The sequence below is a fragment of the Pantoea sp. A4 genome (assembly GCF_000295955.2).
Taxonomy (GTDB): domain Bacteria; phylum Pseudomonadota; class Gammaproteobacteria; order Enterobacterales; family Enterobacteriaceae; genus Pantoea; species Pantoea multigeneris.
On record NZ_ALXE01000021.1, the window covers coordinates 19,775 to 34,396 of the forward strand.

Annotated in this window: 18 protein-coding genes; 9 read left to right on the top strand and 9 right to left on the bottom strand. The window is 53.6% G+C overall.

Annotated elements, in window-relative coordinates:
- Positions 1 to 21: 21 nt before the first annotated feature.
- Genes B880_RS0107605 through B880_RS0107625 form a run of 5 tightly spaced genes read right to left on the bottom strand, consistent with a single transcriptional unit; the run spans position 22 to position 5,013 of the window.
- Positions 22 to 975, bottom strand: coding sequence for an HpcH/HpaI aldolase/citrate lyase family protein (locus B880_RS0107605; protein ID WP_017346796.1), 954 nt, complete (start codon positions 973 to 975; stop codon positions 22 to 24).
- Positions 975 to 2,054 carry a cysteine protease StiP family protein gene (locus B880_RS0107610; protein ID WP_017346797.1) on the bottom strand — a complete coding sequence of 360 codons (1,080 nt, stop codon included), beginning with the start codon at positions 2,052 to 2,054 and terminating at the stop codon, positions 975 to 977. The genes B880_RS0107605 and B880_RS0107610 overlap by 1 nt, the downstream gene beginning before the upstream one ends.
- A complete protein-coding gene (locus tag B880_RS0107615; RefSeq protein WP_017346798.1) occupies positions 2,047 to 2,829 on the bottom strand; it encodes a hypothetical protein in 783 nt (260 codons plus the stop codon). The genes B880_RS0107610 and B880_RS0107615 overlap by 8 nt, the downstream gene beginning before the upstream one ends.
- Entirely contained in the window at positions 2,822 to 3,949 is a 1,128-nt protein-coding gene (locus B880_RS0107620) for a phosphoribosyltransferase domain-containing protein (RefSeq protein WP_017346799.1), read from the bottom strand. The genes B880_RS0107615 and B880_RS0107620 overlap by 8 nt, the downstream gene beginning before the upstream one ends.
- Positions 3,950 to 3,957: 8 nt before the next feature.
- Entirely contained in the window at positions 3,958 to 5,013 is a 1,056-nt protein-coding gene (locus B880_RS0107625) for an ATP-grasp domain-containing protein (protein ID WP_017346800.1), read from the bottom strand.
- Between the two features lie 321 nt (positions 5,014 to 5,334).
- On the opposite strand from B880_RS0107625, the gene B880_RS0107630 reads away from it, so the two are divergent.
- The 7 genes from B880_RS0107630 to B880_RS0107660 all read left to right on the top strand — a co-directional run bounded on the left by B880_RS0107630 (position 5,335) and on the right by B880_RS0107660 (position 11,233).
- Positions 5,335 to 5,919 (top strand): TerD family protein, encoded by a 585-nt coding sequence (locus tag B880_RS0107630; protein ID WP_017346801.1) that lies wholly within the window; start codon positions 5,335 to 5,337, stop codon positions 5,917 to 5,919.
- Positions 5,919 to 7,070: a TerD family protein gene (locus tag B880_RS0107635; protein WP_017346802.1), complete on the top strand. Its 1,152-nt coding sequence runs from the start codon at positions 5,919 to 5,921 to the stop codon at positions 7,068 to 7,070. The genes B880_RS0107630 and B880_RS0107635 overlap by 1 nt, the downstream gene beginning before the upstream one ends.
- 19 nt (positions 7,071 to 7,089) lie before the next feature.
- Complete coding sequence (locus B880_RS0107640) at positions 7,090 to 7,545, top strand: tellurite resistance TerB family protein (protein WP_017346803.1); 456 nt, start codon at positions 7,090 to 7,092, stop codon at positions 7,543 to 7,545.
- A 20-nt stretch (positions 7,546 to 7,565) separates the two neighbouring features.
- Positions 7,566 to 8,603, top strand: coding sequence for a TerC/Alx family metal homeostasis membrane protein (locus tag B880_RS0107645; RefSeq protein WP_017346804.1), 1,038 nt, complete (start codon positions 7,566 to 7,568; stop codon positions 8,601 to 8,603).
- Between the two features lie 50 nt (positions 8,604 to 8,653).
- Entirely contained in the window at positions 8,654 to 9,232 is a 579-nt protein-coding gene (locus B880_RS0107650; RefSeq protein WP_017346805.1) for a TerD family protein, read from the top strand.
- 64 nt (positions 9,233 to 9,296) lie between these two features.
- Positions 9,297 to 9,872 (top strand): TerD family protein, encoded by a 576-nt coding sequence (locus B880_RS0107655; RefSeq protein WP_017346806.1) that lies wholly within the window; start codon positions 9,297 to 9,299, stop codon positions 9,870 to 9,872.
- A gap of 116 nt (positions 9,873 to 9,988) precedes the next feature.
- Positions 9,989 to 11,233 (top strand): vWA domain-containing protein, encoded by a 1,245-nt coding sequence (locus B880_RS0107660; RefSeq protein WP_017346807.1) that lies wholly within the window; start codon positions 9,989 to 9,991, stop codon positions 11,231 to 11,233.
- 19 nt (positions 11,234 to 11,252) lie between these two features.
- Here the strand turns inward: B880_RS0107660 and B880_RS0107665 are convergent, their stop codons facing one another.
- The 3 genes from B880_RS0107665 to B880_RS0107675 all read right to left on the bottom strand — a co-directional run bounded on the left by B880_RS0107665 (position 11,253) and on the right by B880_RS0107675 (position 13,496).
- Complete coding sequence (locus tag B880_RS0107665; protein ID WP_017346808.1) at positions 11,253 to 11,933, bottom strand: HAD family hydrolase; 681 nt, start codon at positions 11,931 to 11,933, stop codon at positions 11,253 to 11,255.
- Positions 11,934 to 12,034: 101 nt separating this feature from the next.
- The gene (locus B880_RS0107670; protein WP_237760998.1) at positions 12,035 to 12,763 is read right to left on the bottom strand and encodes an alpha/beta fold hydrolase; all 729 of its coding nucleotides are present in this window, start codon (positions 12,761 to 12,763) and stop codon (positions 12,035 to 12,037) included.
- Positions 12,764 to 12,803: 40 nt separating this feature from the next.
- Entirely contained in the window at positions 12,804 to 13,496 is a 693-nt protein-coding gene (locus B880_RS0107675) for an SDR family NAD(P)-dependent oxidoreductase (protein WP_017346810.1), read from the bottom strand.
- A 431-nt stretch (positions 13,497 to 13,927) separates the two neighbouring features.
- On the opposite strand from B880_RS0107675, the gene cspE reads away from it, so the two are divergent.
- Both cspE and ymcF read left to right on the top strand, forming a co-directional pair.
- A complete protein-coding gene (gene cspE / locus B880_RS0107680) occupies positions 13,928 to 14,140 on the top strand; it encodes a transcription antiterminator/RNA stability regulator CspE (protein ID WP_017346811.1) in 213 nt (70 codons plus the stop codon).
- Positions 14,141 to 14,150: 10 nt separating this feature from the next.
- Positions 14,151 to 14,288 carry a cold shock small protein YmcF gene (ymcF, locus tag B880_RS27325; RefSeq protein WP_237760999.1) on the top strand — a complete coding sequence of 46 codons (138 nt, stop codon included), beginning with the start codon at positions 14,151 to 14,153 and terminating at the stop codon, positions 14,286 to 14,288.
- A 153-nt stretch (positions 14,289 to 14,441) separates the two neighbouring features.
- Here the strand turns inward: ymcF and B880_RS26665 are convergent, their stop codons facing one another.
- Entirely contained in the window at positions 14,442 to 14,594 is a 153-nt protein-coding gene (locus B880_RS26665; RefSeq protein WP_017346812.1) for a hypothetical protein, read from the bottom strand.
- Positions 14,595 to 14,622: the final 28 nt, after the last annotated feature.

Below are 14,622 nucleotides of genomic sequence, written 5' to 3' on the forward strand. Positions count from 1 at the left end.
ATATCAATATTTGCCTTAATGTCAGGTAAATAGATTGCGTAAAAGCATTGCGTTACCTGAACTATTCTCTGCGGCGATGCCGTACTCCTGCGCGCGCGCCAGAATTGCTTCCGCCCAGCGGCGATGGGTGGCCGGTTCACACATCGCACCCTGTGATTTAAATACCGCCTGGCTGGAGTTGAGAATGCGTAAGGCATCAGCGTGATCTGCAGCAGAAACCATCAGTTGACTCTGTATCGCGGCAATCTGGCTGGGATGGATGGCGGTTTTGCCCACCAAACCATGGGCAATATCCAGTTGCAGCTCATTTTCCAGCATCATCTGATCGTCAATCAGTTCGCACACCGGCGCACTCAAGACAAAATCCCGTGAGGCGAAGACCGCCACCAGCATTTTAATGGTGTAACCCATTGGCGTGTCGTACAGCGTCAGGTGGCGCGGACGGCGCAGCGATAGCGTGTTCATCAGATCATTACCGCCAATGCGCAACGCCAGAATACGTGAGCGGCAAGGGTGCTGCTGTAGTGCCTGTGCCAGTTCGCGCATCGCAACCACATCAAACACCTCTTCTGTCTCCAGCGTTGGCATCAGGTGCAGATGGGTTTCTGCGATGATTTGCCACCAGGCAGGCAGGGTAGCCAGGGTAAATTTGGGCAGCACCAGGCCATCAATCGCGCTTAAATCGAGATTCTCAATCAGCCATTCGGCCATCGCCAGATGGCGCGGACGGATAAACACTAACGGCCATGCGGCATTGCCTTCTGCACGCTGCGCGGCACTTAACTGCAGCAATAATTGCTGGAGATTGTGTAGCGCCTGTGGCAGCTCAGCGTCACTTACCGCATCTTCAAGGCAGATCACCAGCGAACGCAGCCCGGTAATTTTGTCGCGTAAGATCGCCTCGGCGATATCACTGCGCACGGCAGGCATGTAAAGCGTTGCGCCCAAACGCCACGGTGAGAGACGGGCGTTCATCACAGCACCTTCTTGATAATCGTCACCGCGCGATACTGACCCAGTTCGTCGCCCGCTTCGGTGATGGGAATATTTTTCTGGCCGGCGAGGTAAACCAGCAGTGCGACGTCGGGATCAGTGACCGATCGCACTAACACATGATCCGGGACGCGACGCAGCACCGCACGGGTCGCCTCGGCGATGCCGGGTTTAATGCGGTTCAGGCTGTCGACCTGATAACGGTCTGCCAACAACGACAGCACCTCTTCACTCCGCGCTATCAATTGCTGTTGCGGGAGCGCATTCGGTTGGCACGGTGGCAATGTGCTGGCGTCCAGCCGTTGTGCATAGCGGACAACGGTATCAACCAACTGCTGGCTGCAATCATATTGCGCGAGATGATCGCACTTTACGCAGCCGTGCAGGCCAGATTCCGACCACAGCGAGCGTGAGATCAACCCTGAAACTGGCGCACCCATAATGCCAAACGGGATCAGCCAGTCATCATCGCTGGCGGAAAGCCACGCGCGGCCACAGGGATCGGCCAGAACAACCAGGCGTGGCTGAGCGGGATAGCCAGGGCGCTGGGCGAGTGAACGAACCAGCTCACCGGTAATCGCACCTTTGCCCGTCCAGCCATCGACAAATACAATGCCTTCGCAGCCATGACGTGCCTCAATGATCTCCAACGCCGCACCGTCGATGCCACGATCGCGAATAATACTGATGCCATAATGGTATGACGTATGACCGAGGGATCGCAGTGCCTGTTGCAGCATGACACCGAGCGGGACGCCAGCACGCACCAGGCTGGCCAACACGATTGGTGTGGTAGGGAACTGGTTTATCAGCGCCTGGGCCAGCATCGTCACTTCCTGTGCCAGACGTTCTGCCCCCTGATCCAGAGCCTGATTAAACAGTGTCAGATGCCAATGGGTGGGCTCGGGTTCCTGGCTAAGCATCTCGGAGTAGTGGCGGGTGCCGGACTGGATCAGCTGCTCTTTTTGATCCACTGGGGTCATGGCGATCTGTACCGGATTCAGCAAAAACTCGACGTCACCCGGCAGGTACGATCCGGAAAAAGGCTGTGCATCAGGCATCGGTCTGTTCTCCAAAAATCGTGCGGTTGATCTGTGCGGCAAACTGACTCTGGCGCGGCAGGCCGTACCAGCTACAGAGCTGCATAAAGCGGTGATCGCTCAGGCTGTCCCCAAGGCCGATCACCGGGAAGATGCCGCGCTCAGCGCGCAATTTCTCAAGTAAAAAGCTGACTGCTAATCCTTTTTCCACTACCAGCGGTAGCCACGCCACGTTGTTGCTGTTTCGATGGAGATAAAAACCGGTGGTCGGGAACCGCTGTTCAATCTCATCCGCAATGGCATACAGCTCATCGAGGCGCGTGCTGTCGCAGTGCTTCATCACCAGGTAGATGGGGGTGTGGTCATATTCGTAGTTGATGCGTGCCCAGCCGTTGATATCACGCTGGGCCATCAGTTCGGTAATCGCTTGCTGCATGTCCAGTAAGCGGCTGCGGTAGGGCTGCAATTTTTCCAGCATCTGTGTGCGCCACTCGGCATCCTCTTCCCCTTGTGGATTGAGGATCACCGCGCCGTGCGTAGCGATCGACCAGGATCGGAACGGGATTTTTACCCTGGCAATCTCTTCCGTGCCGCGTGCGGTGACCGGGATCAGATCGGCATGCTCCAGCATCCAGTCAACCAGCATTGCCTGTTCTTCTGTCATAAAGCTGCGCGGTTGCAGGCTGCGATCCAGCGCGCCAGGGCGGAAGGGCGCGACATTCAGCTCGTCCACCATTTTGCGACGTGTCTGGAACAGGGTGTCGTCCAGGTCGGAGAAAATCACCGGTTTAGTCATAGCAAATCACCTCAACGTGTGTCGCAACCTGCTGCAACGCGGTGAGTAACTGTGGATCGACGCTGGATTCCGGGGTTTCAATGCACAGCAAAATGCGATCAAACCGCTGGTGCGCCACGTTATAGACAAAATTAGCAATACCGAGCCCGTAGTTGTCATTGAAGGCAATGATCGATTCGATAGCGAAGCCGGACGCTATCGGTGAACGGGTGGTGGAGCTGTATTTGACCTCTGCACCCAGTGCGGCCAGTCGTTCAGCCAGCAGGAAGGGTTCCCAGACAAATTCGCTGCTGCCGAGGACGAGGATCTTCTCTCCCGGCTGGGGCTGAATATGGCATCCCAGATCGGCCGCAGGCGCTTTCATGCCGAGACGTCCCCAGCTCTGCTTGCCGATCAGCGGCACATCAGACGAAGTATGCAGTGAGGCGGCGGGCATTTCTGGCAGCGGTGCTGCAGGGTCGGCCAGCCATTGCCAACTGCCTTGTGCGAGTGAAACGGCATGCACCGGCAGCGGTGAGCGCTCTGTGAGCGCATCCCCGCTCCAGTCCGTGAGCGTAACGGTGATCACGCGCTCAATCTGGTTCAGCCCGCCTTCCTGACGTAATGCCTGCAACAGGTTGATAAAGGTGTTGCCGGTGGTGGCCTCATCATCAATTAGTACCAGCGTGCGGGCATTCAGTACCCGCTGGCGTAACTCGGTATTTTCCGGCAGGTAGATCAGATGATCGGTGGCATGGCTGTGGTTTTCTTTGAATTCACACAGCAATTCTGCCGCCTGTGGATGACGGGTCGAAGTGAGATAAACCGGCTGTTGCGCCTGGTGGCGCGCTTCATCAAACACGCCAGCGCCCAGCCCGACGGCGGTTTCGGCCATGCCGATAAACAACACCGGGCCATGATCGAGGGCGGGAAGACGTTGTGACAACTGGCGGTAAACCTGGCGCATTTTGGCTGGAGCAACCGGAATATGCCGACCCAGAACCTTGCTAACGAACAGAAAAGCCCGCTTCGGATTGCGGCGTTCGGCCACTTCAAACAGCTCATCAAAGCGGGTGTCAGCCCCGGTTGGGATGACGCTGAGCGTGCCGCAGGACAGGGTTCGGCTCCAGAGAGTCTCCATAGAATTCCTTAAATAAGACGATTGGTCAGCGCAGGGCTGTAAGACACGGCTTGCGTTAATGCGCGCACCGAAGTCGCATGAAAACGCTGAGTAGCTGCAAGGATCTGCGAATGATCAATCAGGTCCAACTGGCGCAGGGCAAACAGTGCTGGCAGGTTTACCCCGCTGAGCGCGGTGTAACCAATGCCACCCGATGGACGCATATTGATTTCCAGTAGCAGCGGCTGGCCCTGCGCATCATGGCGTGTTTGTACATTAACTAATCCATCTGCACCCATGGCGCTGGCGCAAGCGACTGCCAGTTCGTAAGCCGCTCCGCCCTGTTCCAGATGCTGTAACGCACCCTCTTTGCGGCGGGCAACGGCGGCCAACACCTGGCCTTTTTCTGCCAGGATATCCACCGAATACTCGGGGCCTGGTAAGTAGGGCATGAGCACCAGGGGTGAGAAGGTTTCAGTCGCTTCCAGCGCCTGCAAATAGAGCGCGGTATTGACTCGACGATGATCGGGATGGGTAAATGCCGCCATTGGTGAGAGGCTGTCATCAAACTGCCAGAATCCCATGCCATAAATGCCGTTAACCGGTTTGATGCACAGCGGCGCACCCGCGAAAGGCTGGCTGGCGATCTGCTCACGCAGTGCGGCGGCGGAATCAACGCGAATGGAAGGCACCACCGGCAAGCTGAGGTGCTGCATCGCTTCCGCAAAGGCTGCTTTATCATCAGCCAGTGCCAGCTGATCGCGGTTGCTGGCACCGGTGGTTAAACGCACCCCGCAGGCTTCAATGGCCTGTCGATGGGATTCAAACCACTGCGCATGACGTCCGGTGTGAATCGCCTGAATTGCGTATTTCTCTTGCGTGGAGAGAATAAATTCTAGCCGTTGATTGTCATCTGCGGGCTCAATAAATGCCGCATCCGCCAATGAGAGAATTTCATTACGCTGATGGCGATGAGATGCATAAACAGTAATATTAAGCTGTTGTACATGCAGATCGTTTTTAATGTGATGAATAATATCTCTTTGTGAAGAGAGTCCTTCCATAAACCAGATGTTGTGTCTCATTTCAGGTTATTTCCACGCTCGGGAATGAAGGATGTTATGTCCAGTGGAGTGTATTTGTCACGCAATCTACTGTCAATCATAATATGATTTTGTCATTGACGTAAGATTATGAATTTTCATGTAAAGATTTGTCATCTTAAAATCGGTTTTTTTCCTGGTGAGGAAATTTTTATTCTTTTGATTTCAATAATTTAAAGTGCTACCAAACATTTCAGGGAAAAATGCGCTTGTTCGATATTGGCATCATGTTATGATTTTTCCTCTAAGGAATAGGGTGTTTAAAACAGAACCTTTTCAATACCTGGTTGAAGGAAATATGACATGGTTTCATTAAGCAAAAATCAGACTGTCTCACTCAGCAAACAAACATCCTCATTAAATAAACTTCATTTCGGCTTAGGCTGGGACCCAATAAAGAAAAAAGGGTTATTCAGCAAGCTGCTTGGCGGTGGTAATGACGCCATCGATCTGGATGCCAGCTGTATTTTACTGGATAAATCCGGTCACCAACTCGACACTATCTGGTTCCGTAAACTCGCCTCTTCCTGCGGCTCTGTGCAGCATAGCGGCGATAACATGACAGGCGAAGGTGATGGCGATGACGAAGTGATTAACGTTGATCTCCTGCGTCTGCCTGCGGAAGTGGAGTATCTCGCTTTTACCGTGAATAGCTTCCGTGGCCAGACCTTCAATGAGGTCGAAAATGCCTTCTGCCGGGTGGTCGACCAAAGCGGCAAAGAGCTGGCGCGCTATCAACTGGCAGAGCAGGGCAGCCACACCGGCATTGTTATCGCTTCGCTGCACCGCAACGGTGGCCTGTGGGATTTCACTGCTCACGGTCAGGCCTCTAAAGGTCGCGTCATCGATGACATGATGGCGGATATTGTTGCTGTGGTGGTGCGCTAATGACGATGTCTCCTGGAAGTAACGCCGCAGTGCCGGGCAGCCTGCTGACGGTACGCGTGGTATCAGGTGCTGAGGTGGATGCCTCGGCGTTTCGCCTGTTTGCCAGCGGTAAAGTCAACGGTGATGCGGACATGGTGTTTTACGGCCAGCCGGAAAACGATGACCGTACCATCAGCCTGAAAACGGAAGGCCATCACTCGCTGTTCAGCGTGGATCTCAGCCGCTTACGCCCTGAAGTGCAGAAAGTCGCCTTTACCGTCACTTGTGACGGTGGCCGCACGGTAGCCGCTCTGCAACGCCTTGCAATTCAGGTCGAGCAGAACAGCGAAGTACTGATGAGTGGCAACGTTGAACTGGCTGGACGCCAGGAGGCAGCACTGATTCTCGGCGAGCTCTATCGCCGCAACAACGAATGGAAATTCCGTTTTATTGCCCAGGGCTTTAACGGTGGCCTTAAGCCGCTGGCAGAGCATTTTGGTGTGAATGTATCGGATGAACCGGCACCCGCTCCGACTCCAGCACCGACACCTGCGCCAGCGAAAATCAGCCTGAGCAAAGTCTCTCTGACCAAAGAGAAACCCGCGATCAGCCTGACTAAGCGCGACAACTTTGGTGAGATCCGCATCAATCTCAACTGGCACCGTGGCAATGGCGGCGCAACGGGCCTGCGCTCAATGTTCGGCGGTAACAAAGGCGTCGATCTCGACCTGGGCGCGTTTGTGCGGCTGGAAGATGGCTACAAATGTGTGATCCAGGCGCTGGGCGGTAACTTCGGCTCCCTGCGTGATGAGCCATATGTTCAGCTCCAGGGTGATGATCGTACTGGTGAAGTTAGCGATGGTGAGTGGCTGCATGTCAACGGTCGCGAGTGGAAGCACATCAGTGAAGTGCTGATTTTTGCCTACATTTATGAAGGCGTTGCTAGCTGGGATAAGACCGATGGCATCGTCACGCTGCACGTTCCGGATCAACCGCCGATTGAGACGAGAATGACCGAAGGCCAGAACCGCCGCAACATGTGTGCCATTGCCCGTCTGGTTAATGACAACGGCAGTATCCGCGTTGAGCGCATCAACCAGTTCTTTAATGGACACGACGATATGGACAAAGCCTTCGGCTGGGGCTTTCGCTGGCGTGCCGGTTCCAAATAATTCAGACAGAGGAAAGACCATGAGCTTTTTTGACAAGGTAAAAGGGGCGTTCAACTCAGGACGCGACGAACTGACTAAACAGGTCAGTCGCTATAAAAATAAGAAATTCATGCAGGGCACCGTGGCGGTTTGTGCACGTATTGCGGTTGCCAGTGACGGAGTCAGCGCGGACGAGAAGCAGAAAATGATCGGCTTCCTGCGCGCCTCTGAAGAGTTGAAAGTGTTCGAGACCACGGAAGTGATCGAGTTCTTCAACAAACTGGTCACCAGCTTCGATTTCGATCTGGAGATTGGCAAGGGCGAAACCATGAAGTACATCATGGCGCTCAAAGATCAACCTGAAGCGGCGCAGCTGGCCGTGCGTGTCGGTATTGCTGTTGGTAAAAGCGACGGTGATTTCGATGCAGACGAGCAGAAAGCGGTACGTGAAATTGCCATCGCGCTGGGTTTCGACCCCGCGGAATTTGGCCTGTAACTTAATCTGAAGGATTAATAATGGAATCCACACACATCGGTTTCCCCGTTGAAACTGTGATTGTTTTTATCGCACTCTCCGTCGGTGCGATTTTAATCGACCTGTTGATGCACCGTGGCGATAAGCCTATTTCGCTGAAGAGTGCGGCACTGTGGTCACTGTTTTGGGTGGCCGTGGCGATGGGCTTCGCTGGCTTCCTCTACATTCATCATGGCGCTGAAGTGGCCAGCCTGTTTATTACCGGTTATGCGCTGGAGAAAGTGCTGTCGGTTGATAACCTGTTTGTGATGATGGCGATTTTCTCCTGGTTCGCCGTACCTGACCGCTACCGCCACCGCGTGCTCTACTGGGGCGTGATTGGTGCCATCGTATTCCGTGGCATCTTCGTGGCTATCGGTACTGGCTTACTGAGCCTTGGCCCGTACGTTGAGATTGTGTTTGCGCTGATCGTGGCATGGACAGCAGTGATGATGCTGAAAAGCGGTGATGACAGCGATGAAATTGAAGATTACTCGCAGCACCTCGCCTATCGCCTGGTAAAACGTTTCTTCCCTATCTGGCCTAAGCTGCGCGGCAACGCGTTCCTGCTGAAGCAGAGCGAAGTGGATGAAGAGTTAAAGAAACCGGAAAACAAAGATGTGGTGATTGGCCGTGGTGCAAAAGCAGCGCTGTATGCCACGCCGCTGATGCTGTGTGTGGCGGTGGTTGAGCTGTCAGACGTAATGTTTGCCTTTGACTCGGTGCCAGCGATTATTGCTGTGAGCCGTGAACCGCTGATCGTTTACAGCGCCATGATGTTTGCCATCCTCGGCCTGCGTACCCTGTACTTCGTGCTTGAAGCGCTGAAACAGTACCTTGTTCACCTGGAGAAGGCGGTTATCGTGCTGCTGTTCTTCATTGCGGTGAAGCTGGGGCTGAACGCAACCGATCATCTCTGGCATCACGGCTATAGCCTGTCAGCCAGTACCAGCCTGTATGTCGTACTTGGCGTGCTGGCAGTGGGGATTATTGTCAGCGTGCTGTTCCCTGGGAAACCAGAGGAAAAAGAAGAAAATTAATTTTCTTCCCACGAACTAACTGAACGAATATTAACCAAGAGGGTAATTCAATGAGCGTTTCTCTATCAAAAGGCGGTAACGTTTCGCTGAGCAAAGCGGCACCAACCATGAAAAACGTCCTCGTTGGCCTTGGCTGGGATGCACGTTCCACCGATGGTCAGGACTTTGACCTGGACGCTTCTGCATTCCTGCTGTCTGCCAGCGGTAAAGTGCGCGGTGACACCGATTTCATTTTCTACAACAACCTGGTCTCGACTGACGGTTCTGTTTCACACACCGGAGACAACCGTACCGGTGCTGGTGATGGCGATGATGAATCACTGAAAATCAAACTGGATCTGATTCCAGCGGACGTCGATAAGATTGTGTTTGTGGTCACCATTCATGACGCACAGACCCGCCGTCAGAGCTTTGGTCAGGTGTCGGGTGCTTTCATCCGTCTGGTGAACGATGACAACCAGAGCGAAGTAGCACGTTACGATCTGACCGAAGATGCTTCAACGGAAACCGCAATGCTGTTTGGTGAACTGTATCGTAACGGCACCGAGTGGAAATTCCGTGCAGTAGGCCAGGGTTATGCCGGTGGTCTGGCATCGGTTTGTGCCCAGTACGGTATCAACGCTTCTTAATCATTACGTCACTTACGGGCAGCGTCCGCTGCCCGTCTTTCACAGCATCAGCAGGAGAAAACCAATGGCAGTATCTCTGGTAAAAGGCGGTAACGTATCCCTGACTAAAGAAGCCCCGACCATGAATGTCGCGATGGCGGGTCTGGGTTGGGATGCACGCGTAACAGACGGTCAGGGCTTTGACCTGGATGCCTCGGTCTTTATCGTGGGTGAAAACGGTAAGGTTCTGAGCGACAGCAGCTTTATCTTCTTCAACAACAAGCAAAGCACTTGCGGCTCTGTTGAGCACCAGGGCGATAACCGCACGGGTGAAGGCGATGGCGACGATGAGCAGGTGAAAATCACCCTGTCTAAAGTGCCTGCTGAAGCGAAGAAGCTGGTATTTGCCGTGACGATTTATGATGCGGAAACCCGTAAGCAGAACTTCGGCATGGTCAGCAACAGCTATATTCGTATCTTCAATAATGACAATGGCACGGAAATCGCGCGCTTTGATCTGTCAGAAGATGCCTCAACCGAAACGGCGATGGTCTTTGGCGAACTCTATCGCAATGGCGAAGAGTGGAAATTTAAAGCGGTAGGTCAGGGCTTCGCCGGTGGTCTGTCAGCGCTGGCAGCGCAGCACGGTGTGAACGTTTAAGTCGCCTGCAAAATCGATGAACCCCGGCATGTCCGGGGTTTTTTATGAAGAAAGTGGCTTTAACCGGCGAATTCAGGCCGGGAACTGGAACCGAACGCTAACAGGAGGTTACTCGAATGACGTTACAGCCAGGCCAGAACATGGTGCTGAACACTCAGCAACTGACGTTGCAGCTGCGCTACACGGCTTCACCGGCGTTGAGCGGGGATGTGGATACCAGCGTGTTTCTGCTCAATACCGAAGGCAAAGTGAGTGCCGATGAAGATTTTATCTTCTTTAACCAACTTGCCACGCCAGACCGTAGCGTGGTGATGCAGCCGCACGCCACCGGCTGCCAGATTGATATCAATTTAAGCCGGATTGCGCCACGCGTCAGTAAAATTGCGGTAACGCTGGCGCTGGACAGCAGCGCTGCGATTTCAGCGCTCTCCAGCCTGATACTGACGGCGGAGAATATCGCACAGTTTTCTCCTGAGCTACCGGGCCGCAGTGAGAAAGCATTGATTCTCGGTGAGATTTATCGGCATAACGGCGGCTGGAAGTTCCGTGCGCTGGGGCAGGGGTTCAATGGCGGGCTGGAGCCCTTAGCCCTGCACTATGGTGTCGATGTGGCGCAGGCGGAAAATACGCCGCCCGCAGCGCCTGTGACGGTAAGCCTGGAGAAAAAGCTACAGCAGCAGGCACCACGGTTGGTCAGCCTGGCGAAAAAAGCCTCGGTCAGTCTGGATAAACATCGCTTACAGTCGGTGAAAGCGCGAGTGGCCTTTGTGCTGGATGCATCCGGTTCCATGACCGGTCAGTTCAAGCGTGGCAATGTCCAGGCGGTGTTGGATCGCATCGCCGTACTGGCGGTGCAGTTTGATGATGATGGTTCGATGGATGTGTGGGGATTCGGCGAACGGCATGCAAAATATCCCGATGTGACGCTGAACAATCTCGACGGCTATATCGACAGCATTCAAAAGCAGGGCAAACGATCATCGTGGGAGTTGTTACCCGGCCTGGGTGGCACCAACAATGAGCCGCCGGTGATGGAAGAGGTTATCGATACCTTCCGCCATAGCGATCTGCCCGTGTATGTGGTGTTTATTACCGATGGGGGTATCAGTAAAACGCGCGCCATCAAAGAGGCTATCCGGCGCTCGGCTAATTATCCTATCTTCTGGAAATTTGTCGGTCTGGGCGGCAGTAACTACGGCATTCTGGAGGATCTGGATAACTTTACCGATCGTCGTATTGATAACACCCATTTCTTCGCGATTGATAACTTCGCTACGCTGGCAGAAGAGAAACTCTATGACCTACTGCTAGAGGAGTTTCGAACCTGGCTGGATGAGGCGAAAACCGACCGCATTTTGTGATCGGTTCTGCCTGAGTCCATCAGGGATCGAGCTGAATCATGCGCAGTTTTTCAATCGGCATGCGGCGTTTTTTCCAGCCGGTGTGGAAATGACGCCAGTGTGGGTCCTGAGCGGCGGCCAGCAGTTCGAAGTCGCCGCGTGTATCGCCCCAGGCGCGGAGATGATAGCCGCTTAGTGGTCCATACACCGCTTCAAGCCGCTTAACCTTCTGGCCGCAGCGGCAGTTGTGGCCGGTAATACGGCCTGTCAGTTTACCGTTGACCACTTCTAACTGCGTGCCGATAAGCTTGATGCCGAGGCGATCGGCAAACGGCTGTAACACCATTTCAGGTGAGGCTGAACAGATGGTGACTTCCGCCACGGAATTCACTTCAGCGGCGACGGCCAGCAGCCCGGCAGGGCGCATCAGGCGCGTCCAGTTCGCGGCGCAGAATGCCAGCGCTTTTTCGCGCACCCACTGCTCATCGATATCGGTTAAAAAGGTTTTGATCAGCACCTCTTTCAACTCATCACGCGTCAGCTTTTTACGCATACAGCGCAGCGTTGGCAGCACCAGTCTGGCAATTTTGCGGGAAAAAACGCGTCTGCCAAAGCTAAAGCGCAGGAAGGGGATAAAACTGTCATGGATGGTCAGCGTGCCATCGAAATCAAACACCGACAGAACCTTGTCGGTGTGCTGTGGAAATGAATCCATCGTCATTTGTTCTCCTTCGCCCTCGGAAAGGCTGTAATTTCTGCCTGGATGATAGCAAAAAGCAGGCCGGATGACGAAGCACGCCGGGCGGCGAACTTGAATTAGGGCTAATCCTCTAACCGGCTCAGCCAGCCCAGCAAGGTTGCTGCCAGCTGTTCAGGTTGCTCCAGCGGCACCATATGGCCGCAGCGATCGATCTGTTGCAGCTCTGAACCCGCAATAAAGTGCGCTAACTCTTCGGACTCTGCCAGTGAGCGCAACCGATCCTGGCGCGCCGCGACGATCAGCGTCGGGCACGTAATCGGCTGGCAGGAAATATTCTGGCGGATCAGCGCGGACTGACGCAGAAACACAGCATTGCCCAGTCGGTCACCCATCATTTTGATCTTGTTGATCAAAGCGTGATCTTGTGCGCGTTCGGGATGGAGTGAGCGTGCAATTGCACTGCTGGTGAGTCCACCGAACTTCGCCCCCTGTTGCATGGCTTTTGCGGCTGACTGCTTCTGCTGCACCTGTTCTGGCGTATCTTCACGTAGCGAAGTGGCGATCAGCACCAGCGCCGCCACTCGCTCGGGGTAGTGCTCCACAATCGCCCGTGCTACGTAGCCACCCAGTGAAAAGCCCACCAGCACAAAACGCGCGGGCAGGGTGGCAACAATCTGTTCGGCCAACTGTCGGATGCTGTTGCCTTCGGCCAGGCTGGCGCAAATAAAGCGCCTTTTACCCTCGGCGGCCGCGATAACCCCCTCCCACAGCGTTTCATCGAGCATAAAGCCGGGAATCAATACCACGGGCAGTGCTGCTGAGCGGGCTACTGACGTCAATTCCGGTGTCAAAATGGCCTCCATTGGGCAAAAGGCGGTTGAGGGTGGGCTTTTACCAGGGGATCACTCGACCTAAATAGTCGAGGTAGTGCAACCCGCCGTGTCCGGCATACTCTTCCATGGTATTGAGCAGGTTAGGGATGCTCTCTTCAATCGTCAGGCTAGCCTGCGGGCCGCCCATATCTGTGCGCACCCAGCCTGGTGCCATAATCAATAGCGTACGGCTGTTCTGCTCACGAGCAGCAAAGCTGCGCATAAAGGTGTTCAGCGCGGCTTTGCTGCCACGGTAAACCTCAAACGTGCCTGTGGTATTGTTCGTGACGCTGCCCAGCCCGGAGGACATGACGGCAATGGTCCCGGCGGCAGTGACATTGCCTTTGAATGTCTCAATCACGCGCATCGGACTCAGCGCATTGGTCACCATTACGCGCATGAACTCATCAGTGGCGACATCCGCAATGGTTTCGGCATCATCATTTTTCACGCCCGCATTCACGAACAGCATATCGAACTGTTGAGTGCTCAGGCGTGAATGCAGTGCGGTAACTTCATCAGGCTGATTGATATCAACAGACTCAACGCTGAGTTGAGTGGGATAGCGGGTCGCCAGCTGTTTCAGTTGTGCCGTGGAGTGCGCCCGACCTGTGGCAACCACCTGATAGCCGCGCTGCAGCAGCGTTTCAGCCAGGGCAAAGCCCAGGCCGCGTGAAGCACCAATCAGTAATACTCGGGACGATGTTTGCATGGTGTGATTCTCTGTGAGTTCAGAAGTGCGAAGAGATATTACCTGATTCAAGTTAGCAGAGTGCGCAGTCTGTGCGTGTTGCTGTCGGGAGTGGTTCTGGGCAGTTACAGGTAACGCAGGTAAAAGGGGAAAATCAGCCGTTTTTACCGCCAAAAACGCACAATTAAATTGTGCGTAAATTCAGCATGATAGGTGTTATTTTAGGGTAAGAGAAACTTTATCCAAGAAACGTCTTGCAAGACTCGACAAACAATGCGTTAATAGCTCGTCGGTCTGAATAGCAGACAGTTTCGATTAGGTTTCAGTTGTATTTCTCATCTCAGTTAGTGCCGCAAAACAGCCTTTCTCTTTGAGTCTTATCCTAAGCTCTGATTCGTATCTGCAGCTCAGCCCTTTTTATCGCCGAAAGGCTCATTGAATAGGTAAATATTATGTCTAACAAAATTCAAGGTACTGTTAAGTGGTTTAACGCGGACAAAGGTTTCGGTTTCATCACTCCTGCAGATGGCAGCAAAGATGTGTTCGCACACTTCTCTGCAATCCAGAGCAACGGTTTCAAAGTACTGGAAGAAGGTCAGCGTGTTGAGTTCACTGTTGAAGCAGGCCAGAAAGGCCCAGCAGCAGCTAACATCGTTTTAATCTAAGGTTAATTTTATTAACTTTCGGTTCCAGTGCCCTTGTTGCCGTGGGTCTCAATACAGAACATCGGTTTACGATGTGAGTAAGAATAATCCCCACGGCGCAAAATGTATTTTTTGTAAAGCCAACATGGTTGCTTTCAGCGCAGCATAAACGCCAGGCTTCGTGGCCAGTAAATGCGTTGTTGTTCTGAATCTACAGCTTCTCTGTTTGGATCTCCGTTTGTTTCGATAAGCAGAATCCACGGCTATAAAAGCCCCGCCTTTCAGGTGGGGCTTTTTTATTTCTAATGTTTAGCACGGTTTTCTACATCATCCCTGCTCTTGCACTCAGAAACGAAATGACACCCAGCCAGTAGCCAAGGTAGTAAAAACCCCATTTTTTAAGGCGGATCGCCAGCAACAGAAACAGCAGGCCAATGAAACAGGTGGGGATAGCTATCATGGTGAAAATATTCATATGCGACACATCCTGTGAACTGGAATCA

Excerpts from the sequence above, each read along its gene's own strand:
- cspE (WP_017346811.1), top strand. The coding sequence starts at position 13,928 with ATGTCTAACAAAATTCAAGGTACTGTTAAGTGGTTTAACGCGGACAAA.
- B880_RS0107655 (WP_017346806.1), top strand. The coding sequence starts at position 9,297 with ATGGCAGTATCTCTGGTAAAAGGCGGTAACGTATCCCTGACTAAAGAA.
- B880_RS0107615 (WP_017346798.1), bottom strand. The coding sequence starts at position 2,829 with ATGACTAAACCGGTGATTTTCTCCGACCTGGACGACACCCTGTTCCAG.
- B880_RS26665 (WP_017346812.1), bottom strand. The coding sequence starts at position 14,594 with ATGAATATTTTCACCATGATAGCTATCCCCACCTGTTTCATTGGCCTG.
- B880_RS0107625 (WP_017346800.1), bottom strand. The coding sequence starts at position 5,013 with ATGAGACACAACATCTGGTTTATGGAAGGACTCTCTTCACAAAGAGAT.
- B880_RS0107630 (WP_017346801.1), top strand. The coding sequence starts at position 5,335 with ATGGTTTCATTAAGCAAAAATCAGACTGTCTCACTCAGCAAACAAACA.
- B880_RS0107640 (WP_017346803.1), top strand. The coding sequence starts at position 7,090 with ATGAGCTTTTTTGACAAGGTAAAAGGGGCGTTCAACTCAGGACGCGAC.
- B880_RS0107660 (WP_017346807.1), top strand. The coding sequence starts at position 9,989 with ATGACGTTACAGCCAGGCCAGAACATGGTGCTGAACACTCAGCAACTG.
- B880_RS0107605 (WP_017346796.1), bottom strand. The coding sequence starts at position 975 with ATGAACGCCCGTCTCTCACCGTGGCGTTTGGGCGCAACGCTTTACATG.
- B880_RS0107610 (WP_017346797.1), bottom strand. The coding sequence starts at position 2,054 with ATGCCTGATGCACAGCCTTTTTCCGGATCGTACCTGCCGGGTGACGTC.
- B880_RS0107675 (WP_017346810.1), bottom strand. The coding sequence starts at position 13,496 with ATGCAAACATCGTCCCGAGTATTACTGATTGGTGCTTCACGCGGCCTG.
- B880_RS0107635 (WP_017346802.1), top strand. The coding sequence starts at position 5,919 with ATGACGATGTCTCCTGGAAGTAACGCCGCAGTGCCGGGCAGCCTGCTG.
- B880_RS0107650 (WP_017346805.1), top strand. The coding sequence starts at position 8,654 with ATGAGCGTTTCTCTATCAAAAGGCGGTAACGTTTCGCTGAGCAAAGCG.
- B880_RS0107665 (WP_017346808.1), bottom strand. The coding sequence starts at position 11,933 with ATGACGATGGATTCATTTCCACAGCACACCGACAAGGTTCTGTCGGTG.
- B880_RS0107620 (WP_017346799.1), bottom strand. The coding sequence starts at position 3,949 with ATGGAGACTCTCTGGAGCCGAACCCTGTCCTGCGGCACGCTCAGCGTC.
- B880_RS0107645 (WP_017346804.1), top strand. The coding sequence starts at position 7,566 with ATGGAATCCACACACATCGGTTTCCCCGTTGAAACTGTGATTGTTTTT.